The organism is Paenibacillus sp. J22R98 (assembly GCF_059383835.1).
The window spans coordinates 239,389-265,968 of the sequence record NZ_JBXENW010000007.1; the positions used below are offsets into that span (position 1 = coordinate 239,389).

Consider the following 26,580-nt stretch of genomic DNA (forward strand, 5'->3'; position numbering starts at 1 on the left):
AACTTTAATAGACGCATTGCTACTAGAATAACATAATATGTAAATTCCGTGTGTTACTGGTTCTTCACAAGAAAATAATAAGCGTATGCGATTCAAAATACCCCGTTGACAGTTCAGAGGGGGCGATGATAAAGTACACACATATACTTTGAAGAACGGAAAGGAGGGTTACGAATATGTTGAACCGACATATGGCTGCATCATTTCTGCCTGCAGGCGGAACATACAATCGAATTGGACGTAACCCTCGCGCAAACCGACGTTAAGAAGCGGAGAATGGCAGATTCTCGCTGAATGACGTTAGAAGGTGCATGGTTACGGTGACGTAATCGTGCGCCTTTTTATTTGCACTCGGGTCAGGCGGCGGCAGTTCTCAAACTGTCTCTGCACAAACGGGTTCAGGCGTATCGCTTACGGCGGTATGCCTTTTTTTGTTCCTCAGAAGTTTAGAAAGGTTGTTGATCGACGTGTTTTCTGTACTTAAGAAGCTAAGCTGGTTTTTCAAAATGCATTGGAAACGCTACACGGTTGCCGGCGTTCTGCTGACAATCGTTGGCATTATGGAGGTTACGCCTCCGAAGTTAATTGGTTATGCCGTCGACAGCATCGGGCAAGGCACGATGACGACAGGCAAATTAACCGAACTGCTGCTGTTCTGGGCCGGCCTTACGGTCGCCATCTATCTCATTACTTGTGTCTGGTGGTCCCTGCTGTTCGGGTCTTCCTTCATGCTTGAACGCACGCTCCGTTCCAAGCTGATGGGGCATCTCCTGAAGATGACGCCTACATTCTACGAGCGCAACCGTACCGGGGACTTGATGGCCCGGGCTACGAACGATCTCGGCGCCGTATCGACTACGGCAGGTTTTGGTATTCTGACGCTGATCGATTCCACCGTATTCATGACGACGATTCTCTTCGTTATGGCCGTGATGATTAGCTGGAAGCTGACGCTTGCGGCGATGCTGCCGCTGCCGCTTCTGGCACTGGTGATGCAGCATTTCGGCAAAAAAATCCATGAGCGTTTCACGGTGCAGCAAGATGCCTTCGGTAACTTGAATGATCAGGTGCTTGAATCCGTTTCAGGCGTTAGGGTCATTCGCGCTTTCGTCCAAGAAGAAGCAGACCGGAAACGGTTTAGCGACATGACGGATGAAGTATTCAGCAAGAACATTGCGGTTGCGCGAATCGATGCTTTGTTCGAGCCGGCACTCAAAATTCTAGTCGGAATCAGTTACTTAATCGGTCTTTGCTATGGCGGCGTGCTCGTCTTCCGCGGCGAAATTTCGCTCGGGGAAATGGTATCGTTCAACATGTTCCTCGGTATGCTCATCTGGCCGATGTTTGCCATTGGGGAACTGATTAATATTATGCAGCGCGGTAATGCCTCGCTTGACCGTATCAATGAGACACTTGGCATGAAACCAAATGTGAAGGATGCGCAGTCGCCGGTAGCCATGGCGGTTCCGGAATCCATCGAATACGAGCAATTGACCTTCCGTTATCCTTCCTCGACGATCGACAATCTGGTCGATATCTCGTTTAAGCTGCGCAGAGGCGAGACGCTCGGAATCGTAGGGAGAACGGGAAGCGGCAAGACGACGCTGCTCAAGCAATTGCTTCGCGAATATCCGATGGGCCAAGGCAGCTTGAAGGCCGGCGATGTCTCCATTACGGAAATTGAGCTCGATCAAATCCGCAGCTGGATCGGTTATGTGCCGCAGCAACCGATTCTGTTCAGTAAGACGATTCGCGAGAACATCGCTTATGGCACCTCGGGCGTCACCATGGACGACGAGCTGCTTGGCAAAGCGCTGGAGTTAGCTGCATTCCGCAAAGACGTCACGTTCCTGCCGGATGGCCTCGAAACATTGGTCGGCGAGAAAGGCGTAGCGCTCTCGGGCGGACAGAAGCAGCGCGTCAGCATTGCCAGAGCCGTCATTGCCAATCCCGAGATTCTAATGCTGGACGATGCTCTATCGGCTGTCGATGCCAAGACAGAGACGGAAATCCTAGAGGGCATTCGAAGAGAACGAGCAGGCAAAACGACGCTAATAACGACGCACCGCCTGTCGGCCGTGCAGCACGCGGATTGGATTCTTGTGCTGGATGAGGGCCGCATTACGGAAGAAGGCACGCATGATCAGCTGATTCAGAACAATGGCTGGTATAAAGAACAGTATGATCGGCAGCAGCTCGCTTCCCTGGTGGAAGAATAAACAATTGCCGGCTCCATTGCACGCATACGAGGATAAATGAAATGAAGGTGACAACTAAAATGGGTAACAACGGAAAACGATTATTTCAATATGCTTGGCATTATAAAAGGCCCATCCTGCTAGCGCTTCTGTTGCTGGCTTTGGCCATCTCCGTCGAGCTTATAGGACCGTTTCTGGCCAAACGAATGATCGATACGAACATTATGGGGATCGAGAAGCCGTGGTATGAAAGCAAGCAAGACGGGCGTTACGCCGTCCCTTATAAGGACAGCTGGTACAAACGAGCTGACCACTGGGCGGAAGGCGAAGTGAAAGGCCGCGAGGTGCATGTGCTGCAAACCGGGCTTACATATTATTTTGTGGATGCACCGGGTGTTCCGAGCACCGGAACGCACGCGTTTAAGGACGGTCAGCTGACCGTCACGGCGAAGGACGGCAGCACGCAGCAATACCCTTCTGTGCAGATGAGCAGAAGTGAAACCTATGCCTTCTACAAACCGGAAATCAAGAGTATGATTACGCTCGCTTCCGGTTATGTCGGCCTGTTACTTGTCGGAGCACTGCTGGCATACGGGCAGAAATATCTGCTCCAAGTATCCGCCAACCGGATTGTGCGCAAGATGCGCAACGACGTGTTCCGGCATATCCAGGAGCTGCCGGTTCAGTATTTTGACAATCTTCCGGCTGGGAAGGTCGTCGCCCGGGTAACGAATGACACGGAAGCGATTCGTGAGCTATACGTATCGGTACTGGCGAACTTCTTCTCCGGCATTATCTATATGACCGCGATCATAGGCGCGTTGTTCGTGCTCGATGCGAAGCTTGCCTTAATTGCACTGCCTCTTCTGCCGATCCTCTATGTGTGGATTGTCATTTACCGCAAATTCGCATCCAGCTACAATCATGTCATTCGCTCGCGTCTGAGCGATATTAACGGCATGATCAATGAGTCCATTCAAGGCATGCCGATTATTCAAGTGTTCCGCCGGGAGAAACAAACGATGGCGGAGTTCCATGAAATGAACGACGAATATTTCAAATACCAGAACAAGCTGCTCTATCTAAACTCGTTTACGAGCCATAACCTGCTTACGATCTTCCGTAATATCATTTTCATCTCCGTGGTGTGGATGTTTGCAGGCGGCTGGTTCGGTGCGGCCGTATCGGTCGGCGTCCTCTACGCGTTCATCGATTATATGAACCGGATGATGTCCCCGATTGTAGGTATGGTCAATCAGCTATCCAACCTGGAGGTTGCGCGTGTATCGGCCGAGCGAGTATTCGCACTCCTTGATGAGCCCGGCATTCCCGTATCGGAGCAGCGTTTGGACCGCTATAAAGGTCATGTCGCCTTCAATAACGTTTCGTTCGGATACAAAGAAGGCGAAGACGTGCTGAAGAACATCAACTTCACCGCCAAGCAAGGTGAAACGGTCGCGCTTGTCGGCCATACGGGTTCGGGCAAGAGTTCGATTCTGAATCTGCTCTTCCGCTTCTACGATATCGACCGCGGCACCATCACGGTGGACGGGTCCGATGTGCGCGAAATGGCGAAGCAGCAGCTTCGTCAGCATATGGGCATCGTATTGCAGGAGCCCTTCCTCTTCACGGGTACAATCGCTTCGAACGTCAGTCTGGACGATCCGACGATTACGCGTGAGCGAGTGGAACAATCGCTTCGCGATGTTGGCGCGTATGACATGTTCATGCAGCTGCCGGGCGGTCTCGATGAGCCTGTGATCGAGAAAGGCAGCACGCTCTCAGCAGGTCAGCGCCAGCTCATCTCCTTCGCGCGAGCGCTGGCCTTCGATCCGGCGATCCTTATTCTCGATGAAGCGACGGCGAGCATCGACACGGAGACAGAAGCGATCATTCAACAAGCGCTCGACGTGCTCAAGCGGGGACGTACAACCTTCGTCATCGCTCACCGTCTGTCGACGATCCGCGCAGCAGATCAGATCCTCGTGCTGGATCGCGGACGCATCGTGGAACGCGGCAATCACGACGAGCTTATGGAGCATGGCGGCAAATATTACGCCATGTACCAGCTGCAGCAAGGCGCAGCCGTCAGCGAGATCGTTGCCTAACAAGGTGAAAGATAAGAAAGGGAGAATCCGAGGAGGCAATTGCCTCCTCGGATTCTCCCTTTTCATATCGTACAGCTATTGTTTGTTCAGTCGTATGGAAGTTTCAAACTCGTGCGAACCTTCTATTAATGTAATCACGCGCGCGCCTCGCTCAAGCTTGCCGTAGGTGTTGTATCCCGTGACGCGTCCGTAACATAATTGGATGCCGAATAATTGACCGACATAATCGTTATCATGATCATGTCCGGCGAAGGTCCCCATCACATCGCCCATCTCAAGCATAGCCGTGAATAAACCGCTATTCAATTTCGGACAGCAGACCGCCTCGCCTTTGATCCCTTCTATTGTGCCAAGCTGACAAACTTGCTCGTATTCCGGGATCGGAATATGGAAGAATGCGAGTGCAGGCAGTATTTGATTGTCATTCTTCTCTCTCAGCGCCATCGATTCATTGCGGTACCACTCCACTTGATCCGGCTGAATCCATGCGTACCCGCCAATGGTTTCCGGTGCGTAGTCTCCAGAGTCAAAGAAATACAAAGCAGCCGCATCCCCATCGCTGGCAGAACCCCCGACGGTAAGCACGTAATTGCCAATACCGTGAATGTCCTCTGGTCCATCGATGGACAGGTTATGTTCGTACTCCTGCAGAATCTGGTTCAACCGCTGACGCGTAATGCCTTTCTCCGAATCATGATTGCCGTAAATGACGGCAAACGGAATGCCGGACTTCACAATTCCGGCAATAGCGCGTTGGAACGCTCCCTCTTGATCTTCAATATCGTAGCTCGCGATGACATCGCCGGTAATGACGATTAAATCCGGCTGCTCATCCGCGATCATTTGATCGACAAGCGCGAGCGTTCGTGCGTCCTTCTCGCCCCCATCTTGGATGTGCATATCGGTAAATTGCAGAATGGAAAAGCTGCCGTTCGATCGGAAGCGAAGTCGATTTTGTTCCATGGGAGATCTCCTCTCTGGGCTATAAAAGCTATAAACTCATTACGTAAGCTGCTAATAGACGAGCTCCCCAGCCTGTCGCGCCAACGGCGAGCTGGCCTTTAGCTGAAGCGCAGTCCTTCGGTCCGTTCATATCGATATGGGCCCAAGTAATCGTGGGATGCACAAACTTCCGCAAGAATAACGCCGCCATTATAGCCCCTCCGCCATTCCCGCTGCTAATATTAGACGTATCCGCATAGTCGCTGGACAAATAACCTTCATATTCGTCGATCAGCGGCAGCTGCCAGATCTTCTCGTCATAAGGCTCGCCTGCAGCCTTCAACGCTTGCACAAGCTCATTCTCTCCAAAAGCGCCTGCGACCGCAGTACCCAGCGCGCCAACGACCGAATACGTCAACGTCGCCATATCGATGACCTGCTCAGCGCCAAGCTGATGGGCATAAACCAAGGCATCCGCCAAAATCAGCCTGCCTTCTGAATCGGTATTTCCAACCTGAACGGTGAGTCCATTCGCATATCGGATGACTTCCCCGGGCAGCATCGAACGATCGGAAGGACTATTCTCCGCCGATGGAACAAGCACAACCAGATTCGCCGGGTGCTCGGCACGCACGATCATATCGAGGGCACCCAGCACGCCTGCAGCCCCTGCCATGTCCATGCGCATGTCGCTAATGTCATTATCTCGTTTGAGGCTGATACCGCCGGTATCAAACGTGATGCCTTTACCGATTAATGCGACAAGGGGCTTCGTCTCGTCCGTGCAATAACGAAGCTCCAGAAAAACGGGTGGATGGATGCTTCCTTTCCCCACTGCTGCTAATCCGGCAAACCCGCGCCGCATGAGCTCCTCGCCTTCATATACCGAAACCGTTGCCTTGGTGCCGGCAAACCGCTCTACCGTTCGATCCGCCAGATTGCGGGGACGAAGGTAGTTGGGAGGCTCGTTCGTCAAGTCTCGCGCCCACATCGTACTCTCCGCTCTTAGCTGGCCCAGACGAATCGCTTCGGTCCTTTCCTCCGATCTATCGCCTAACAGATGGATCTTCATATCGGCATGCTGCTCAGCTCGCGTCGATTTGTACTTATCGAATACATAAGTGCCTAGCAGGGAGCCTTCAACCCATGCCTCCATATAAGCTGACAGACTGCCCGCGTTGGAGGTATCGGCATTGGCACCATCAAGCGCTTCAAAGGAAACTGCTGCACATGTCCGCTTCTCCTTATACAACGCACGTCCCGCATTCCCTGCCGCCTCACGTAGAACAGACATCTTAAACTGGTCCGCTTCACCTAGACCAACTAACATGAGATCAGCCTGTCCGCTGTTAGCGCCGTAAAACCATGTTATCGCATGTCTGCCGCCCATATACGGCAATAGGGAAGCCGCTCGCAGCGCTTCCCAGCTAGTAGGCAAATCCGCCAAACTATTCGTAAAAACAGGTACAATCATCGTCTGAATCCCGGTTTCGCGGCTAATTTCGAAATTCATTGCTGTTCATGACCTCCGTTCGCTTGGTCGAATTATGCGCTCTCCCAGATGTCCGTTGTACAGTTAGCCTTTTCGAACAGAAAGCGTTCCATGGCCATTTGATCCGGTGTCCCCGTATTACCGCCGGATTGCGTCACCGATAAGGCTCCACAAGCGTTGCCGTACAATAAACACTGTTCCGGCTGCTGGCCGCTAAGAAAACCGTAGATGTAGCCGGCGTTAAAGGAATCACCGGCGCCTGTCGTATCCACAACAGGGACTTTGAAACCCGAACGGAACTGAGCCTGCCCGTTTACGGTGGCAACCGCGCCGGCAGAACCAAGCTTAACTACGAAGTGGTTGCTGTAAGCGGACAACTTGGCAATGATGTCCTTAATGCTCGAACAGCCCGTATAATGCTCAGCCTCAACCTCGTTCATGAAGAATACATTCACTTCACGCATCAGCTCATAAATACCCGTGAACCATTCGCCGGTATCGTCCCAGCCTACATCGATTGAGGTCGTCACCCCTTGCGCCTTAATGTTTCGAACCACTTTCATATATTCCGCATGATTCTCTCTTCCTCGATAACCGGTCAAATGCACATGTCTTGCCAGGGCTACGCTTTCAATATCAAGCAGCTCCATACTCAGCTCCGCGTTTGATCCCATGTAAGTAATGAAGGAACGATCTTTCTCCGGATTGATGGCAATGGAAATGCCGGTATTGCTGCTGCTTCTGCGGATATAGCTGGTATCGATTCCATAGTCAGAAAAATGATCTCGTACATATTGTCCGAAACCATCCTCACCGAGTATGCCGTTAAAGGCAATCTTTAAGCCCAGCTTCGCCAAGGCCATGCTGAACAACGCAGCACCGCCGCCTACATGAATCGACATATTCTGGACAAGCACCTCTTGTCCGGGCTTAGGCAGCTCGTTGCAGCCGGCAACGACCAAATCGATGTTCGCGTCCCCAATTACAATGGCGTCGTATTTTTTCAAGGTTGCTTCATCTCCGTCTAGTCCTGATATGCTTGCCTCTGCTCCACTATTTCTTCCGTGCTATACAGCTCTCGCGCGCCACCAATCGATGCTCCAGTACGAGATCACCTCTTGGTACCTCACCGGTTTCCACTTGATTAAGCAGAATACGCATCGTTTCTTTGCCCATTTCATGAATCGGCTGTTCCATCGATGTTAATGTGGGTCTCGTAAGCTCGGTTAGCTGGCTGCCATCAAAGCCGATGACCGAAATATCCTCGGGTACCCGTAGATTATGATCACGGATACAGTTCATCGCTCCGACGGCCATATCATCACTAACCGCAAACACCGCCGTAGGCCGCTGACTCACTCGCAGCAGCTCTTTCATTTGCGCGTAACCGCTTTTTACCTTGTAATCTCCGAAACGGATATGCTCGTGAATGATACGGATCCCTTTACTCGTCAGTGCATTCCGATAACCGCTGTACCGATTTTGCCCCGATGTAATATCTCGCATATCGCCGCCGATAAATCCGATTTCTTCATGCCCAAGCTCGATTAGGTAGTTCGTCGCATCGAAGGCAGCCTTGTAATCATCGACGATGACGGACACGAATTGCTGATCCATCGGTTTCACGCTGGAGAAAATAACCGGAATCTTCATCTTATGAATGAGATTGCGAATCTCCTCATTGATCTTCTCATGCATAATAATGATGCCTTCAACACGCATCTCTTGAAAGACGTTTAGGTATTTATATTCCTTATCAATATCCTCGCTGATATTGCACACCAGCAAATTGTAGTCATTTGCGCTTGCGGCTTCTTCGATGCTGCTGAGAATCGTCGCATAGAAGCTGGAGGTAATATCAGGTACGATTACACCGATCAGGTTCGTTTTGTTACGCACCAAACTACGGGCGATATGGCTAGGAGCATATCCCAATTCTTCGATTGCTTGATTCACTTTGTGCTTGAGATCGTCTTTGACATACTTCTCGCCATTCAACACACGGGAAACGGTCGTTACCGAAACGCCCGCGAGGCGCGCCACGTCTTTTATTTTTGGCTGCACATTACTCACCCTCTTTAAAATAGATTCAATTTGAAAACAGTTCGCCGCTCGCGAACAAACTCCTTTTCACTTCTGAGCATTATTTACTAGTTTCGACAAATAAAGGCTGGGAGAATGCTGCATAACCGCCTTCCAAGTAGGCCGCAACACGTACATACCCTTCATCGCCTTTACATTCGTACTTAGCCTGTTTGATTCTGCCTGTCGTTTCCTGCAGCACACGGCCGTCTTTACCGAAAAACGTTACATACTTATACATTTTATCCAGCAGCTCGTTCGAACGGAGATCGATCTCAATTGTATGGCCTTCCGTGCGAATAGCATCGAATCCATAGCCCGTAGATACGTAGAAATTGCCGTCCTTGATCGCTTGCGTAATCGCTTCATTCGTATTTTCTTCCGCCTGAACCATATTCCAGGCTCGCTTCTCTTGCCCGTATACATGCGAATCATCGTTACCGAAGCCCCATACCTTACGTCCGCTGGACAATAAGGCATCCCATTTATCAAAGGCGATATCGTACTCCGGATTGCCGTCACCGTTATACACTTCGATGCCAATATAACGTTCAAGCCTCATCATATCTTCCAGCGTCCAGTAATTGGAGAAAAAGCGGTTCGGATGGACAAGAACGGCAAACCCGCCGTTATCGACCGCCATATCGGACAACCGCTGATAATTCTCGATCGTAAATTCGTTGCTGTATTGATCAAGCATCTTAAGCGGGGGATTAACGAGCAGCATATGCGTCTGCCTGCTGCTCACTTCGATGGCATCAAACACAGTGGGAATGCCGCGTTCACCTTCGTGTTTCGTGATTTTATCATGATCGGAAATACCCAGAAAATCATAGCCGCCATACATCTTATAGACCGTTTCCAGCGGGAACCAGCCATCGCTGTTCGTCGTATGGTTGTGAAAGCTGCCTCTCCACCACTTGCCCGTTTGCGTGTAGCTATTCAAGATCTTCATCTGCGATTTCTCCCTCTTTCCCGCTATTCTTTCATCGAACCGATCATAATGCCTTTTGCAAAATAACGCTGTACGAAAGGATAAATGATAATGATCGGAGCCACCACTACAATAATGGTCGCCATCTTCAGCGAATTACCGGTAATTTGGATTTTGTCGAGCAGCTCGTATTTGGTCGTTCCAGCAGCCTGATTCAGCGTGTCGCGCATCGCCTCGGCGCTGGTCAGCATTTCCTGAAGCAGCGTCGATAACGGACGCAGGCTGGCTTTGCGAACGAAGAATGCACCGGTAAACCAATCATTCCAATGTCCTACGGCGTTGAACAAACCAATAACGGCAATAACGGGCCGGCTGAGCGGCATAATGATGCGCAGAAAGATGGCAAAGTCATTGTAGCCGTCAATTCGCGCCGACTCTTCTAAACTCGGGTGAATTTGCTGGAAGAAGGTTCGAATGATGATCAAGTTCCATGCGCTGTATAAGCTTGGAATAACATACACCCAAATGTTGTTCGTTAAATGAATCGATTTGAGCAGCATGTAGTATGGGATGATGCCTCCGCCAAACAGCATCGTAAAGAAAATGAGCATCATGAAGAACTTCCCGCCCGGCAGTGTTTTGCTCTTTAGGGCATAAGCGGCCATAGCCGTCATAAATACGCTGGAGACAGTACCGACCACGGTGCGGAAGATGGATATCCCGAAGGCGGATGCGATATTAGAAGCTTCAAATACCTTCATGAAGTTCTCGAACGACCAGATGCGAGGCCAGAAGAATATGCCGCCACGTTCCGCGTCTTTGCCCGGGTTAAATGCTAGTGCAAATATGTTCAGGAATGGAAGAATGATAGACAAGCACAAGAGGACAATCAGGATATAATTAATGATTCGGAACACTCTTTCACCTAGGCTGATCTTATAAAATTCGTTCACGATCTTCCCTCCTCTACACCTCGAAGAAACCGCACTCCGAAACTATAATAGAAAGGCGGCTTTATCCGGGCTGCGGATAAAACCGCCTAACCATCTGGTAATCATTTGCTGCTGGCAGATGCTATAGCTTTACCTTCGTTTTTGGATCTGCATTCTTCTCAGCAAGAAGCTTCAAGTAATCGTCCAAGCCGGAAGCTTCCATTTGCTTCAGGGCATTGTCCAGGATCTTCTTCGCTTCATCATGGCTTTTGCTGTAATAGGCTTGAATCAAGCTGTCGTTGTAATTATCAAGTGCGGTTTTCAATTCTCCGCCGTTGCTAAACTCGCCAATGAACGAATTCGGCTGGTAAGCATCGGATACAACGCCGTTCTTAACCTTCTCATCGAAATTCCAGTACGTTGCGATTTGCTCTACAGCCGGGAACAGACCTGAATTTGCGTTATCGCCATAGTTATCTTCGCCGAAATCCGCTTTATTATCGTTGTCTGTGCTGCCGAGGATATCTCCCCAGTTGTTGCCTACGCCGCCAAAGCCAAGTTTTTTCGCTTCGTTAGGATCCTTCGCTTTCAAATCTATGACTTCTTGTTTCACGAGCGGGTTGCCTTTGTCGTCGAGTGTGTAGTCACGGCCTTCAATCCCGTATTTCCAAAGCAGCTTGCCCTCGCGGCTTGCAAGGAAATCGGCGAACTTAACAACCTCTTCCGGTTTCTCGGTTGTAGTTGGAATTGCCCATGCGGAGTAGCCGGATTTATAGGAAATTTGCATTTGATAAGGACCATCTACTTGGTTAATTGGACCAAGCGGAACATAATGCATGTCTTGGTTGTATTCTTGGTAGCTGTGCGTATCGGCGATAATCGCCCATGAGCCGTTTAATGCGCCTTCCGTTGCGCGGCTTTCGTCGATCGTGAAGAATTCCGGATGAATTAATTTTTCTTTGATTAGCTTCTGTACGTAATCTACTTTCTTCATAGCAAATTCAGTTTGGGCTTCGTGCAGAATTTTGCCGTCTTTCGTTTGCTTAATGCGTTGGTCGTCTGCGCCCCACTCCAGATCATTGAACAAGGCTCCGACTTCTTTACCGCCCCAGTAAGATGGACCGATTGGCGTAACCGGACCGCCATTCTTGTCTTTAAAATTGCCGTCTTTAATTTTCTTCGCCAAATCATAGAGCTGATCTGTCGATGTAATGGTGCGCGGATCAATACCAAGAGCGTCTACGATGTCCTTACGGATGTAAGGTCCTCCAACGCCTTTCCAAGTCACTTGACCGCCTTCACGCTGAATGTTCATATGAGCGAAGTATGCCGAGCCGTTGAACTCCGGACGGAACATAACGCCGAACTTAGTATCCATTGGCAGATAATCATCCTGCAGGTACTTGCTGTACACCTTCGAGTCCTTGAAGAAAGGAGTCAAATCAGTGAACATGCCTTCGCGAGCCGCTTTCAGAACGACCGGCATTTCCGGGCGTCCGCTGTTATTGAGATAGAAAGCAACGAAATCCGGCAGATCGTTCGCCGCAAGTCCTGCAATCAGACCATCAATGGAGTGCTCCGCTTTCATAATTTCGATTTCGAAATCAATGCCGGTTTTCTCTTTAATTTGGGCTTTGATTTCAGGGTTCATATCTTCGGTGTAATCGTCGGTTCCCATGAACACGAGGCCTTTAATCTTACGGTCTGCAATCCATGTTGCCGGCTTTCCTTCAGGTGCATTTGTAGCAGTGGCATTGCTGTCTGAAGCGGTATTGCTGTTTGCAGCAGGTTCATTGCTCGTGTTGTTGCCGCCGTTATTGTTGGAACAACCTGCGAGTAGCATGGAAACCATAACAGGAATCGCTAAAAACTTCGTCCATTTTCTGCTCATGCGTTTTTCCCCTTTAGTTCGATTTTTTTATGAATACGTCAATTGACGTTTCCACCATCATCAGAGCGTTTCTAAAACATGGTAGCGCTACCATAGTGAGGTGTCTGATACTTTACGAGATAGCCGATTAGCCAGTACGACTAAGATTAGTCCGATAAGCCCTTGCAGTAAACCAACAGCGGTTGCATAGCCATATTGACCGCCTTGTAAGCCGACGCGAATGATATAAGTATCTAAGATATCGGAAAGCTGCATATTTCCCGGCGTTCGCAGCAAGTATAGCTGATCGAAACCGGCGGATAAAATGTTTCCAAGCGATAAGATGAACAAAATAACGACAGTCGGCATGATGGATGGGAGTGTGATATTCCAGATCTCCCGAAGCTTGCCGGCACCATCGATCTTAGCCGCTTCGTACATATCAGGGTTAACACCTGAAATCGCTGCCATATAAATGATCGAGTCCCAGCCAATCGATTTCCACAGGTGACTGCCGAACATGATTTGATAGAAGTACTTGGGGTCCATCATATAGAAGATACTACCGTCGCCGCCCATATTGGCAATGAATTGATTGAGCAAGCCGGTGTCCGGCGCGAGAATTCGCTGAATCAAACCGACAACAACGACCCAGGACAGGAAATGCGGCAGGTAAAGCACGCTCTGCGACACGTTCTTGAACCATTTGTTGCGAACTTCATTAAACATAAGGGCAAGCACGATGGGGAAAGGCAAGTACAGAAACAGCTTCATACTGCTGATAATAAGCGTGTTTTCGATAAGACTCTTGCTTTGGTAGGAGTTGAAGAAGGTTACGAAATAGTCAAAACCGATCCAAGGGCTGCCGAGTATGCCTTTGTTGAACTTATATTCCTTAAAGGCCAACAACAAGCCGCCCATCGGAATATACGAGAAGACGATGAAGAACACGAGACAAGGCAGTAGCATGAAATACAAGTACCGATGCAGCATAATGTTTTTCCACAAAGTAGCTCTGGGTTTTCTCAGCTTCACTTGCGAAGTCGTCGAGACATTGGCCATGAGTCGGGAATCACCTTCTTTTCGGAGAAATGGCTAATTCATGATGTGCTTGTTGATTCTATTTTCTGGTATCGATACCAGAAACGGCTAAAAAATTTACTTTCCAATAAAACGGAAAGTAAGCGTTGCCATTGGTTTTATTATAGCAACTAATTTCAAATATGGCTACACGTTTTTCTACTCTTCATTAATACTTAACAGTTGCCTTGGAACCCGCGTGGTGATGGCATCTACGCCTAATGCGATCAGTCGTTTCATCTCTTGCGGATCGTTAACGGTGTACACCCAAACCAGCAGTCCCGCGGCATGGGCGCGATCAACCACTTCTTGGCGGCATGTCGAGCTCTCCATGTTCAACCCTGCATAACCGCCTATTTGCGCTTTCCGGCATACGGAATCCGCGAACTCGACATAGTGCTCGCCGTTCCCTTCCGTCCAAACGTCAGGTGTGTTGTACATGACTCTTATATCCGGGTACTTCGCAGCCATCGAATCTGATGCTCCCGTTATAAAGACGCGTTTCTGCGCAGCAAACTGGTAGATCAGCTTAGCTGTCGAGTCGATCGCGTCGCTTGCTTTCAAATCCAAATTGAGCAGCATCTCGCGCGAATCCGATAGGCGTAGGATCTGTTCCAGAGTCGCAATTTCATGCTCGATATAAACAGGCGAAAGTGATTTTCTCACTTCAGGAGCATTCAATTCCTCATAGGTATGGGTCAGCAGAGCCGGCGAATGATCATGCAGGAGTACCGCTGTGCCTCCAAGTGTCACAAGTACGTCCACTTCTGCAATATGGGCACCGCTCTCCATCGCCTCGAAGAATGAAGCTAACGTGTTATCCGGGTAAATGCCGCAGCCCGTGTGGGCTGCGGTTAATGGTTTGCGCATCTTGAATCTGCTCCTTTTCATGATTGGACTCTCTTCATCCCGCTATGCGTGTTTGTTTACGGCACGTTTGATTGCCGGCTCCATGCGAAGCAAATTCTCGAGACTTAAAGCCAGACTGTCTAGCGGGCTGCCCGGACAGTAATCCTGCTCAACGGCATACCATTCTACGCCGCTCGCTTCTCCCCACTGGATGATCGGTACAAAGTCTATAATTCCGCTGCCAACCTCAGCAAAATAACATCTTTCGTCAGCAGTCATGTCCTTCAAGTGGAGAATAGGCATACGACCGGCGTATGGTTGAATGTACGTGAGAGGATCCACATTTGCTTTCTTCACCCAATACGTATCGATTTCCGCGTAGACCGGACTCTCCGGATCCAACTCCAGCACATAGTCCAGCGCGTATTGGCCATTCATGGAGGTATGGAATTCAAAATCATGATTATGATAGCCGGCCCTGAAGCCCATCGCACTTACTTGACCTGCAACTTGGCGCAGCGCTTCCCGTACACTTCGATAACCGTCCGGGTTCATGAGTTCATCGGGCAGCGAGTGGCAGATGAAGTCTCTTGTCTTGAATAATCTCGCTTCTTCCAATACGGCCGGCAAATCATGTTTCATTCGCTCCAAGCCGACATGCATCCCGGCGGTTTGCAGGCCAAGCTCATCCATCACTGCTGCGATTTCGCGCGGATCATTCCCATGTAAGCCATCGATTTGCACCGCTTGCCAGCCCATCTTCTTCAGCTCGCGAAGCGTACCGGGAAAGTCCTTCTTCAATTCATTTCTTACCGTATATAGCTGGGCTGCCAGCTTCTCTCTCATACCGTGAGCTCCTCTCGTTTCAGATCCAGCCATTCCTGCTCTGCTTCTGTGAGTTCAATCTCCATCGCTTTCACGGAATCCATCAGCTCCGCATCACTGCGCGGACCGATGATGGCACCCGTTGGGAACGGACGATTCAGTACAAAGGAAAGGGCAATATGCAGCGCCGTAACGCCTTTGCTTGCCGCGAGCTTCTTCGCTCTCTCATAACGCTTCCAATTGTCCTCGTTATAATAGACGCGAACCATTTCCGCATTCGACCGATCTTCGGGAGAGAATAGCCCTGTAAAGAAGCCACCTGCTTGCGCAGACCAAGCAAGCAGAGGCAATTGATGACGTTCATGCCACTGGCTGGCCTGCTCATCCGCCGACACGCAGCCTTCCCATCTTGGCTCATTCGCTACCGCCAGAGCCAGATTCGTGCTGCTGAACATGAATCCGGATAAACCATGCGCCTGCGCATAGTCATTAGCTTCCTGTATGCGCTGATGCGTCCAATTAGACGCGCCGATCGCCCGTACTCGGCCTTCGCTCAGATGCAGGTTCAGCTCCTCCATAATCGGTCCGACCGGCGTTCCCGGTTCATCCCGATGCAGAGCATACAAATCGATATAATGGGTTTCTAATCGATCAAGGCTTTCGAACAAATCCTTGCGGATCGCTTCCGCATTGACACGAGGCCCCGGGCTGCCGTCATTGTGGTGAGCACCTTTGCTCATAATGACCATTTGGCTGCGGTTTCCCTTCTCCGTCATCCATTGCCCGATAATGGTCTCGGCGCGTCTATATTGATGAGCGGTGTCAATTGTCGTTCCACCTGCGGCAACGTAGGTGTCCAACATGTCCGTTCCATTCAGCTTGCTTAAGTCGCCGGTTCCCATAATGAGCCGGGACAGACGAACGCCATTGATTTCCATGAACTTCATTGATCATGTCCTCCTTATGCAAATGCACAATTATATCTGGTAGCGATACCAGAAAGCAGAGTCACTGGCCCCTTGAATGGGGCTATGACTGAATATTTAGCACTAAGCATCTGACCGGACGATCTAATCGCTTAGAGGGAGATTGGCCTCCCGGTCGATTGCCGAATAACAAGCTCCGGCTTCAGCATGATTCGCTTCGATTCTCCCGGCATGCCTGCTTTGTTCTTATTCAGAACCAGGTCTACCGCAAGCTGCCCCATCTGCTCGGTCGGCTGCGAAACCGTCGTCAGAGATGGATCCGTAACGGAAGCCAATATCGTATTGTCGAAGCCGACAATCGACAGCTCCTCCGGAACGCGAACGCCTATCTCCTTCGCTGCCTGCAGCGCGCCAATCGCAAGCAGATCGTTGCAGCAGAACACGGCCGTCGGACGATCCGCATAGCGAAGCAGCTCTGAAGCGCTGCGCCTGCCGTCGCTAACTAAGTCGCGACCGCTCATTTTCACCATGTACTCCGGCAGCTGCATGCCTGCTTCGACGACTTCATCTTGGAAACCGCGAATCCGCTCCCGCGAGCTGATTACTTTCGGGTGCTCGGCAAGAACGGCCATCCGGGTATGCCCTAATCCGAGCAAATGGCGAGCCGCCATTCGGCCGCCTTCATAATCGTCAACGACGACGGCTGCGAGATCATGACCAGGCAACTCCCTCGCAATCAGCGCGAACGGTATGGATTTCTTGAGCAGCTTATCCAGGAGCTCCCCGCTATCCATCCCCGTGCCGATGATAATACCGTCGACACTCTTCTGTTGAAGCAAATCCAAATACCGTTCGACCCGCTCGTCTTTGTTATCCGTGCTGCAGATGACCAGGCTATAACCGTGCACATCTCCCTGGTCTTCCACGGCCCGGGCGATTTCGGCGAAGAAGGGGTTGGAGATATCCGGAATGAGCAGCCCAAGCGTATACGTTTTCTTGCCGGTCAATGCGGAGGCGATGAGGCTTGGCTTATAATTCAGCCGTTCCATGACGCTGATAATCGAAGCGCGGCGCTCTTCGCTGATTTTCCCTTTCCCGTTAATGACTTGGGAGACGGCCGCTATGGAAACCCCGGCTTCTCGTGCTACGTCGTAAATCGTTGCTTTCACTCTTGTAACTCCTCCTGCTTCTATGCCGAATGCCATTCTGTTAGCGATTCGGGTTGACCATAATCCATTCATGATCCGGATCGTTGTGGAACTTCCATGTGCGAACCGGACCGGCCATTACATTCAAATAATAACAATCATAGCCAGGAGGCGCGGAAACCGGATGATAACCTTTCGGTACAAGCACCGCTTGCCCGTCTTTGACGACCAAGGTCTCATCCAAGGAACGATCGTCCGTGTAAACGCGCTGGATCGCAAATCCTCTCTCCTGCTGAATCCGGAAATAATAGGTTTCCTCCAGCAGCGACTCCGCCGGCAGCGCATCTTGATCATGCTTATGCGGCGGATAGCTGGACCAATGTCCGTTAGGCGTGAACACCTCAACAACCAGAAGGCTGTCAGCAGACTGCTGCTCCGGCAAAATGTTGTGAATTTGCCGTTCCAAGCTGCCATAACCGCGTGTTTCCACGCCGACTTGCGCAGGCTCAATCAGCCGTGCTTCATGATTGCCATGACCGGGAGCGGAACAAATGGCGATTTCCACATCCGTTACTGCGCGAATCTCGTATTTATCATCATTCGGTACATAGACCGAATAGGGCGGCGTTCGTTCGAATATATCCATTCTGCTGCCAATCGCGAGCCACTCGTGCGACCGCGTTGTCACATCTGCTTTCCCGCTGAGCAGGACAAGGCATACTTCTCGATCACCGGTATCACGCCGATAGGCTTGACCCGCTTCCAGCCGGATGACTTGAAAACCGACATAACGCCAGCCTGCCGACTCCGGTGTAATGCTCATTATACTACCTTCGTGATCCGGTTGATCAGCCGGCGCAATAATTAAATTCGACATCGTCGCCTATCTCCCCTCCTAGATAAAGATCGAATGCTGCTCCGCAAGCTGCGTGGCTTCCGCGACTTTAACGGGCCGCTTCAGCAGCAGCGATAACTTGGCGGCAAGTGCTGCCAGCTCAGCCTGCAGTCCATCGGAACCGCTGACAGGAACAGGCTGATCCTCCCGGATACAATCGATAAAGATCCGAGTCTCGGCTCGATAAGCCTCTTGATACCGCTCCAGGAAGAAGTGCAGCGGTTTATCGCGGAACACGCCTTCTGCCGTACTGATCTCCGCTGAATTCGGATAATCATTCGTCACGGCTACCGCGCCTTTGGAGCCAAATACCTCGACCCGCTGATCGTATCCGTATACTGCTTGACGGCTGTTATCAATGACGCCCATCGCCCCGCACGCGAACTTCAGCGTTACAATCGCCGTATCAACATCTCCGTATTCATCGAATACGGGGTCGATCAACACGCCCCCATGTGCGGACACCTCTTCGATTTCACTACGGCTCACGAAACGGGCCATATCGAAATCATGGATCATCATATCCATGAAAATGCCGCCAGATACGCGAATGTAGTCTTTATGCGGCGGATTCGGGTCTCGCGAGGTGATTTTGACGATATGAGGAGTTCCTATCGTGCCACTCTGCACATGCTCGCTGATCCGTTGAAAGTTATGATCGAAACGCCGGTTAAACCCGATTTGCAGCTTAACGCCTGCCTGTTTCGCTGTCTGGACGGCTTCCTGCGTCTGTCTGATGTCCATGCTGACGGGCTTTTCGCAGAAGATATGCTTGCCTGCCAGTGCCGCTTGCTTAATGAGAGGCACATGCGTGTCCGTCGAAGAGCAGATAAACACGGCATCGATATCCGGATGGGCAATGATCGCCCCGCTGTCCTTCGTCACGAGTGGAATGTCTCGGAGTGCCGCCCATTCCTCAAGCTCGGGACCGGCGAATAAATCACTCACTGCGATGACTTCCACTTGAGGCATCCGCAGCAGATTGTCGGCATGTATTTTGCCGATTCGCCCTGCTCCGATAATGCCGATCTTGATTTTCCCCTTCTCCATATCGATAGGCCTCCTCTTACCAGCGGGTAGTGATCATTTTCTTGCGCGTGTAGAACTCTACGCCGTCGCTGCCGTTCGCGTGCAAGTCGCCGTAAAACGACTTCTTCCAGCCGGAGAACGGGAAGAACGCCATCGGCGCAGGTACGCCCAGATTCACGCCCAGCATGCCGGCATCGATCGTTTCGCGGAACTGGCGAACATTAGCGCCGCTCTTCGTAAACAAACATGCGCCATTGGCGAAATCCGACCGATTGGCCACCTCAATCGCTTCCTCCAACGTTTGCACGCGTACGATGGACAGAACCGGCGCGAATATCTCATCTTCCCAAATTTTCATGCCGCACTGCACTTCATCGAACAGCGTCGGTCCGACGAAATAACCTTCACCTGACGATGCTGCATCCTTGCGTCCGTCCCGTACTAAGAGTGCGCCCTCCGACTCGCCCAGCTCGATGTACTTCAATGTGCGTTCTTTGTGCGGTCCGCGAATAACGGGGCCGAGGAAGATCCCCTCTTCCATGCCATTTCCGATCGTAATGCGATCCGCTGCTTCTACCAGCTTGTTTACGAGCGTATCCGCAACTTCGCCAACGGCTACTACGACGGAGCAAGCCATGCAGCGCTCGCCGGCGGAGCCGAATGCCGCATTGACGATCTCTTTTACGGTCAAATCCAGATCAGCGTCCGGCATCACGATCGAATGATTCTTCGCTCCGGCAAGCGCTTGAACCCGCTTCCCGTTCGCGGATGCGGTTTTGTAGACATATTCGGCTACCGGCTGGGAGCCGACGAATGACACAGCAGTTACATCCGGATGCTCCAGGATTCCATTCACGACTTCATGCGCGCCATGAACAATATTGAGGACGCCATCCGGCAATCCCGCTTCCTGGAACAGCTCCGCGAGACGGTTCGCCAGAAGAGGCGTACGCTCCGATGGCTTCATGACAAATGTATTTCCGCAGGCAATGGCAAGCGGGAACATCCAACAAGGCACCATCATCGGAAAGTTAAAAGGCGTAATGCCCGCAACCACTCCGACCGGATAACGGTACATGCCGGATTCAAGGTTGGAGGCAATATCAGGCAGCTGTTTGCCCATCATCAGCGTCGGTGCTCCTGCGGCGAACTCAACGCATTCGATGCCGCGCTGCACTTCTCCGTAAGCTTCACTGTAGCTTTTGCCGTTCTCGAGCGTGACTAGGCGGGCGAGCGCTTCCCAATTGTCGACCAAGAGCTGCTGATATTTGAATAAAATACGAGCCCGGCGCGGTACCGGCGTGCGGCTCCAAGCAGAGAAAGCTTCTTTAGCCGTTCGAACGGCAAGATCTACGTCTTCTTTGGTCGAGAGCGGAACTAGCGCCAGCACTTCCTCCGTTGCCGGATTATATACATTCTCGTGTGCGGCAGTGGCAGATGGTACCCAGTTGCCTCCGATCCAGTTGTTCAACACTTGAGTCATATTCGAATTCCCCTTTCGTAATCAACAGTCTGTCAGCGGCGACTATGAGGCCGTTATTTTACCGTTATTGCAGTCTTCTATATAGTGGAGCACTTGGCTTTCGGTTGGCATGGCATCGGAGCAGCTGTGACTCGAAATGACGATGCAGGCAGCCGCGCTGCCGAATTCCATGCACTGCTCGAGCGTCCAGCCCTCCATGATGCCATGGAGGAATCCGGCGGCATAGGAGTCGCCCGCACCGAAGGTTTTGATTACCTTTGCCGGAAAGCTCTTCGCTCTATGACTCTTGTCGTCTGCTGTATAGGCGATGGAGCCCTCTTTGCCATGCTTGATAATGACGATCTTCGCGTTATAGTCGAACCACTTGGAGGCCGTTACGCTGTCGCTGTGCTCCGGATTTTGCTCGAACACCTCCATCATGTCGAACTCCTCGCGCGTGCCCAGAATGATGTCGCAATACTCAGCGGCCAGATTATAATAGACAGCCGTTTCCTGCTTGGACGTCCACGTATAAGGGCGGTAATCCAGATCGAAGGCGATAACGGTTCCATGTTTCTTCGCATAATGCAGCGCTTGGAACACCGCTTCCCGCGAAGGACTCTGCGCAAGCGCAGTGCCTGAGATTAAGAGCATCTTCGACTCCGCGATTACAGCCTCACTGACTTCCCCTGCCTCAAGCAGCAGATCGGCCACGTTGTCGCGATACATCAGAATGCTGCAATCGGTAGGGCTCTTGATCTCTGTAAAAGCAAGCCCCGTAACCGCGCCGGTATGGTCGGTCACAACATGCTCCGTTTCAATGCCGGTGCGCTGCAAATAATAGAGGATGAAGCGGCCCATCTGATCATTCGCGATTTTACCGATAAACGCCGTTTGGCGTCCGAGTCTTGCCATGCCGATTGCAATGTTCGCAGGAGAACCGCCGACGTATTTGGTAAACGTCATCGTCTCTTCCATCGGACGATTAATCTCATTCGCATTCAAATCGATGCAGAGACGTCCAATTGCCGTGAAGTCATAGGTTCTGTCTGCCTTGAAGGACACATAGGTCATGACGTAGATTACCTTCTTTCTTCCGAAATCAGAGAATCGATGTATTGAAGCGCATTCCTCGCATATTCATAGGCCGGATGCAGCGCGGGATCTTGTTCCCCTTCCAGCAAAGCCCATCCCTTATAATTACGTTTTACTAGTTCGGATAGAATCGGTCCAAAATCGATGCAGCCATCGCCCGGTACGGTGAACACGCCTTTGCGAATGCACGTGATGAAGTCCGCCTGCTCGGCTCTTGCTACCTCCAATATCTGAGGCCGGATATCCTTCAGGTGAACATAAGCGATCCGGTCGTAATGCTTCTGCAGCACAGTCAGCGGATCTGCTCCCCCGTAGTAGGCATGGCCGGTGTCAAAGAGCAGGTAGACAAACTCCGGATCAGTCAGTTCCATGAGGCGATCGATCTCTTCCGGTCGCTCCACAACCGTTCCTCCGTGATGGTGGTAGGTCAATTTCAACCCATATTCCTTGGCAATCGCGCCTGCAGCATTCAGACCTTCGGCCAGCGACCTCCACTGTTCGTCGCTTAAACGCTGCACCTCTTTCTCACTTGGAGAACGCCGCGGATCAAAGTGCAATGAACCTCCCGCCTCGCAGGTGCTAATAACGGTGCTTCCCATTTCCTTCAGAAACTCCGCATGCGAGCGATAGGCGTCCAGTTCTGCTTCGCGGTATGCCGGATCAGAGAAGAGCACCGATTTCCACTGCGACGTCAAACTAATTCCCCTGCGAGACAGCTCATCCTTCAACACCTGTGGATCGCTCGGAAATTTCCGTCCCATCTCCGTCCCTGTCAAACCAAGCGCAACGATGTCATCCACGATCCGCTCGAACGACGTATCGTCACCGTGCTCCTTTACATCCTCTCCAACCCAATTAATCGGATGAATCCCTAATCGGAATGGCAACTGTTTCATAGGCTGATCGCCCCTCTCTTATAGGAGTTGGATGGACTTTATTTTGGCATTCATCTCTTTGCCTGCTTTAATGACGTTATCGCTCTCAGAAACTTCGGGAACAGCGACGTTCCACCAGGACTCGTAGCCACCTGTGTTCGTGCCCGGCACAACGGGAATCTCGATGAGTGTAGTCACCGTTTCTTGCTTCGCGAGCTGCAGCGCTTCCTTCAATTCTTGCTCGTTGCTCGCCTTGTAGGCTTTCGCGCCGAGACTGCGCGCATGTGCCGCGAAATCGATAGGCATAAACGCGCCGGTCAGCTTACCTGTCTCGGAAGAACGGAAGCGGAATTCATTTCCGAAGCCGTCGCTGCCCTGACTTCTCTGCAAATTGTGGATACACTGGAACCCGTGGTTATCGAACAGCAGCACTGTGATTTTGCGGCCTTCCTGCAGGCTGGTCACCAGCTCGGAGTGAAGCATTAAGTAGCCGCCGTCTCCAACAATCGCATACACCTCGCGGTGCGGCTCAGCCAAAGCGACGCCAAATGCGCCGGCGATCTCATACCCCATGCAGGAGAACCCGTATTCCATATGATAGGTTTTGGGTTCGGTCGGACGCCAAAGCCGGTGAAGATCACCGGGCAGACTTCCCGCCGCGCATACGATAACCGAGCTCGATGCAATCGTCTCTTGGATGATGCCCAGTGCCCGAGTCTGCGCCATACCAAGCTCATGCTCCATAGCAAACAGCCGATCGACTTCGTCATCCCACACCTGCTTGATCGCCCTGATCTCCTTCAGATCATGTTCACTCTGATAATGAGCATCCTCGAGTGCAGCTTGCAGCGCGAGTAGACCTTCTTTGGCATCCGCCGTAATCGCCACCCCGTTCAGCTTCGAGGAATCGAATCCGCTCACGTTCACATTAATGAATTGCACCTCCGGATGACCGAAAGCTGATTTGGACGCCGTCGTGAAATCGGAATAGCGCGTACCTACGCCGATAATGAGATCGGCTTCCTGCGCAATTTGGTTTGCGGCAAGCGCACCGGTTACCCCAATCGCGCCTACGTTCAGAGGATGGTTCCAAGCGATGGCGCTTTTGCCTGCTTGCGTTTCGGCAACGGGGATATGGAATGCTTCAGCGAATGCAGCAAGCTCGCTCGAAGCGGAGGAATACAATACCCCGCCGCCGGCGATAAGCAGCGGCTTCTTCTTCCCTGCCATGAGCTTCACCGCGCGTTTGATCGCATCCGGCACAGGCGGGCGACGATCCAAATAATGCACTTTACGGTCAAAGAAATGGATCGGATAATCGTACGCTTCCGCCTGCACATCCTGCGGCAATGCCAGCGTCACTGCACCGGTCTCTGCCGGATCCGTCAATACGCGCATCGCCTGCACGGCAGCCGTCATCAATTGCTCCGGTCTTACGATTCGGTCCCAGTACTTACTGACCGATTTGAACGGTTCATTGGCGGAGATGGTGTAATCGCTTACAACTTCAAGCTGCTGCAGCACGGGATCCGGCTGTCTGCTGGCGAAGTTGTCGCCCGGAAGCAGCAGCACCGGTATGCGGTTTACAGTTGCGGTTGCAGCGGCCGTAATCATATTCAAAGCGCCCGGTCCGATCGAGGACGTACAGGCATAAATCTGTTTGCGATTGCTTTGCTTCGCGAATGCGGATGCGGCATGAACCATCCCCTGCTCGTTCTTTCCTTGTATGTAAACCAGCTCACCTGCGCTATGCTCCAAAGCTTCCCCGATGCCGGTTACATTACCATGACCGAAGATGCCCATAACGCCCTTAACGAACTTGATCTCCTCGCCGTCCACCGAGATGTATTGCTGATCCAGAAATCGCAGAAGCGCCTGCGCCATCGTAAGCCGAACCGTGTTCATTATGCTTTACTCCTCCTTAGTTAAATAAGGTTAAGCGCTATACCTTATGGTATAAAAATAACGCTCTTCTTACTATTCCACAGTAGATTAAGCGCTTAACTTATTTTACGAAAAATGATTGCAAATCTCAATAGCTATTTTTGGCGAATCCTCCCAGTAGGATCGCTTTACATTCCTTCGATCACTTGAACCGTGAGACTCCGCTTCATGAAATCAAAGACAAATTCAATAACCGTGTTATCTCGTTCAATGTCCATCGTCGCTTTCGTCGAAGACCCGCTCCGCGGATATTCGTCAATCGAATAGGTTTGAGACAACGTACCGTATGGTGCCACCGCATAGGTGTAGGAACCTTTGAACGGCATGACAAAGGCGCGCCGATAGATGCCATTGCCGATGTAGTACATCCGCGTCGTTTCGCTATTGGAATCATGATTGAACGCACCAACATGATGCTGGAAGCTTCCGTATAGGATGACGCGAGCCGGAAGTTTGATTCCTGTCTCGGGATCATAGCTGTCATCTGCCCCATAGGAGGTGTTCGGCAGCGGATTGCCCGCTCGTTGCCTCAGATCTTGTTCCGATTGCCAGAGCGTTCGGATCTTCTCTTCCTGTCCGAAACCAAGCGGGCAGCCTTGGCCTGCTCGATTCGCCTGATAGCAGTTTGAAAGCTCTAATCCAGACGCGTGGCCAGTCGGCATTGGAGCATGATAACTGCCCAACGTTCTTCGAATCGGCATCTGCATATAAGCGTTAGTATTGTTTACAGCCGTCCATTTGAAGGCGTATTCAAGAAACCGGTTGCGGCTCTCTTCATCCTGCGATGCGAACCAGGCTATCTGATCGTAGCCCCACCATTCCTGCCATGCTCTGCGTTCGTTTGGGATCTTGTCCTGCTCATCGAAGAATTTGCCGCCCCAATTGTCGAGCTCCATCAGCATCGGTAAAGATTCGCAGCTCCATCCGCTGGGCGTCACGCCGCCTTCGCTGAATCCTTCTTGCACCAGTGCCAACTTATCACCTGGTACATCTAGAATCGGCATCCGGGAGTAGGGCATGGAATGAAGATCAAATAGCAAACGGCCGTCTATATTCACGCCGTGCGTATGGGCATCCAGCAGCACAATCCCACGCCGCGCATGGTTTCTCGCATAATCCCTTATCATTTGGAATAATGAGACCGTCTTCTTGAGCCCGATGTCTTCAGCAGTATAGAGGTGAATCTGCCCCATATGAATCGCTTCATATCCGGCATCGATATAGTTTACCGCCCGGTAATAGAACCAGAACTGTGTCTCAAGCTTATTCATATTCGGAATACCGCCGCCGTCATCCCAGACGAACCCTTGCGGTTTCCCGTCAAACAGCATATCCGTAATGCGGAAAGTGCGATCCTCGGCCGGCAAATGGAAAGCCTTGAACACCCAATCCGGGATCTTGATCTTCTCTACATCTTGGAAAACAGCTTCGAAAATGCAAGTTTGCAGCATAATGTCCGGATCGACTTCATGTACACGTTCAGCAAGCGTCCTGGACTTCCGGAAATGCTCCGCATCATCAGCTTCCAGCAGCCATACGCCCGAAGCCCGTCCCAGAAACTTAGCCCCGATATTCTTGATCATCCTCAAGTCATCGTCCAATGTAGTGCTGTTGACCAAATCTGCGGCCGTAACCGCCCTGGACAGATAGCCTTCCAGAGCCTCCCGGCTGATACTTCCGTTAAACATCGAATGGTTCATGTCTACCTCCGTGATCATCGTTAGTCATCATGTAACATTGTCTGTCTCATTTCTGGTATCGTTACCAGAAATGTATATTCCTAATTTACCATCATTTCTGAATAATGGAATCCCTATTTTGAACATTTACACTTTTTTATTGTTTGGGCACAAGAAAAGAGTGATACCGGCTGCCTTACTTAACCAGCATCACT

Annotated in this window: 22 protein-coding genes; 2 read left to right on the top strand and 20 right to left on the bottom strand. The window is 51.2% G+C overall.

The genetic code is table 11. The annotated features are described in order from the left end of the window. Positions 1-373: 373 nt before the first annotated feature. The gene (locus AC50Y3_RS20490; RefSeq protein ID WP_494820578.1) at positions 374-505 is read right to left on the bottom strand and encodes a hypothetical protein; all 132 of its coding nucleotides are present in this window, start codon (positions 503-505) and stop codon (positions 374-376) included. Here AC50Y3_RS20490 and AC50Y3_RS20495 point away from each other — a divergent pair. Next, positions 468-2,219 carry an ABC transporter ATP-binding protein gene (locus AC50Y3_RS20495; protein WP_494820579.1) on the top strand — a complete coding sequence of 584 codons (1,752 nt, stop codon included), beginning with the start codon at positions 468-470 and terminating at the stop codon, positions 2,217-2,219. The two genes, AC50Y3_RS20490 and AC50Y3_RS20495, sit on opposite strands and share 38 nt — an antisense overlap. A gap of 59 nt (positions 2,220-2,278) precedes the next feature. Then, positions 2,279-4,306: an ABC transporter ATP-binding protein gene (locus tag AC50Y3_RS20500; protein WP_494820580.1), complete on the top strand. Its 2,028-nt coding sequence runs from the start codon at positions 2,279-2,281 to the stop codon at positions 4,304-4,306. 75 nt (positions 4,307-4,381) lie between these two features. Here the strand turns inward: AC50Y3_RS20500 and AC50Y3_RS20505 are convergent, their stop codons facing one another. The 19 genes from AC50Y3_RS20505 to AC50Y3_RS20595 form a co-directional block, all read right to left on the bottom strand. Next, positions 4,382-5,269: a metallophosphoesterase family protein gene (locus AC50Y3_RS20505; protein ID WP_494820581.1), complete on the bottom strand. Its 888-nt coding sequence runs from the start codon at positions 5,267-5,269 to the stop codon at positions 4,382-4,384. A gap of 28 nt (positions 5,270-5,297) precedes the next feature. Beyond that, entirely contained in the window at positions 5,298-6,761 is a 1,464-nt protein-coding gene (locus AC50Y3_RS20510; RefSeq protein WP_494820582.1) for a leucyl aminopeptidase family protein, read from the bottom strand. 32 nt (positions 6,762-6,793) lie between these two features. After that, positions 6,794-7,747: a carbohydrate kinase family protein gene (locus tag AC50Y3_RS20515; RefSeq protein ID WP_494820583.1), complete on the bottom strand. Its 954-nt coding sequence runs from the start codon at positions 7,745-7,747 to the stop codon at positions 6,794-6,796. A 46-nt stretch (positions 7,748-7,793) separates the two neighbouring features. Further along, positions 7,794-8,804 (bottom strand): LacI family DNA-binding transcriptional regulator, encoded by a 1,011-nt coding sequence (locus AC50Y3_RS20520; protein ID WP_494820584.1) that lies wholly within the window; start codon positions 8,802-8,804, stop codon positions 7,794-7,796. A gap of 79 nt (positions 8,805-8,883) precedes the next feature. After that, positions 8,884-9,777 (bottom strand): CehA/McbA family metallohydrolase, encoded by an 894-nt coding sequence (locus AC50Y3_RS20525; protein ID WP_494820585.1) that lies wholly within the window; start codon positions 9,775-9,777, stop codon positions 8,884-8,886. A 23-nt stretch (positions 9,778-9,800) separates the two neighbouring features. Further along, positions 9,801-10,709, bottom strand: a complete 909-nt coding sequence (locus tag AC50Y3_RS20530) for a carbohydrate ABC transporter permease (protein WP_494820586.1) — start codon at positions 10,707-10,709, stop codon at positions 9,801-9,803. Between the two features lie 121 nt (positions 10,710-10,830). Beyond that, entirely contained in the window at positions 10,831-12,579 is a 1,749-nt protein-coding gene (locus AC50Y3_RS20535) for an extracellular solute-binding protein (RefSeq protein WP_494820587.1), read from the bottom strand. Between the two features lie 87 nt (positions 12,580-12,666). Next, on the bottom strand, positions 12,667-13,620 hold the full coding sequence (locus AC50Y3_RS20540; RefSeq protein WP_494820588.1) for an ABC transporter permease: 954 nt from the start codon (positions 13,618-13,620) through the stop codon (positions 12,667-12,669). Positions 13,621-13,797: 177 nt separating this feature from the next. After that, positions 13,798-14,508: a glycerophosphodiester phosphodiesterase gene (locus AC50Y3_RS20545; RefSeq protein ID WP_494820589.1), complete on the bottom strand. Its 711-nt coding sequence runs from the start codon at positions 14,506-14,508 to the stop codon at positions 13,798-13,800. Positions 14,509-14,550: 42 nt separating this feature from the next. Then, positions 14,551-15,333 (bottom strand): sugar phosphate isomerase/epimerase family protein, encoded by a 783-nt coding sequence (locus AC50Y3_RS20550; protein WP_494820590.1) that lies wholly within the window; start codon positions 15,331-15,333, stop codon positions 14,551-14,553. Then, entirely contained in the window at positions 15,330-16,259 is a 930-nt protein-coding gene (locus AC50Y3_RS20555) for an aldo/keto reductase (RefSeq protein ID WP_494820591.1), read from the bottom strand. The genes AC50Y3_RS20550 and AC50Y3_RS20555 overlap by 4 nt, the downstream gene beginning before the upstream one ends. 131 nt (positions 16,260-16,390) lie before the next feature. Next, positions 16,391-17,407, bottom strand: a complete 1,017-nt coding sequence (locus tag AC50Y3_RS20560; protein WP_494820592.1) for a LacI family DNA-binding transcriptional regulator — start codon at positions 17,405-17,407, stop codon at positions 16,391-16,393. A gap of 40 nt (positions 17,408-17,447) precedes the next feature. After that, complete coding sequence (gene iolB, locus AC50Y3_RS20565; protein ID WP_494820593.1) at positions 17,448-18,263, bottom strand: 5-deoxy-glucuronate isomerase; 816 nt, start codon at positions 18,261-18,263, stop codon at positions 17,448-17,450. An 18-nt stretch (positions 18,264-18,281) separates the two neighbouring features. Further along, on the bottom strand, positions 18,282-19,331 hold the full coding sequence (gene iolG / locus AC50Y3_RS20570; protein ID WP_494820594.1) for an inositol 2-dehydrogenase: 1,050 nt from the start codon (positions 19,329-19,331) through the stop codon (positions 18,282-18,284). Positions 19,332-19,347: 16 nt separating this feature from the next. Further along, entirely contained in the window at positions 19,348-20,793 is a 1,446-nt protein-coding gene (locus AC50Y3_RS20575; RefSeq protein WP_494820595.1) for a CoA-acylating methylmalonate-semialdehyde dehydrogenase, read from the bottom strand. Positions 20,794-20,835: 42 nt separating this feature from the next. After that, complete coding sequence (gene iolC, locus AC50Y3_RS20580) at positions 20,836-21,846, bottom strand: 5-dehydro-2-deoxygluconokinase (RefSeq protein WP_494820596.1); 1,011 nt, start codon at positions 21,844-21,846, stop codon at positions 20,836-20,838. Between the two features lie 8 nt (positions 21,847-21,854). Further along, entirely contained in the window at positions 21,855-22,763 is a 909-nt protein-coding gene (gene iolE / locus AC50Y3_RS20585) for a myo-inosose-2 dehydratase (protein ID WP_494820597.1), read from the bottom strand. An 18-nt stretch (positions 22,764-22,781) separates the two neighbouring features. Next, a complete protein-coding gene (gene iolD / locus AC50Y3_RS20590; RefSeq protein WP_494820598.1) occupies positions 22,782-24,647 on the bottom strand; it encodes a 3D-(3,5/4)-trihydroxycyclohexane-1,2-dione acylhydrolase (decyclizing) in 1,866 nt (621 codons plus the stop codon). Between the two features lie 167 nt (positions 24,648-24,814). After that, positions 24,815-26,386 (bottom strand): hypothetical protein, encoded by a 1,572-nt coding sequence (locus AC50Y3_RS20595; protein WP_494820599.1) that lies wholly within the window; start codon positions 26,384-26,386, stop codon positions 24,815-24,817. Positions 26,387-26,580 lie beyond the last annotated feature (194 nt).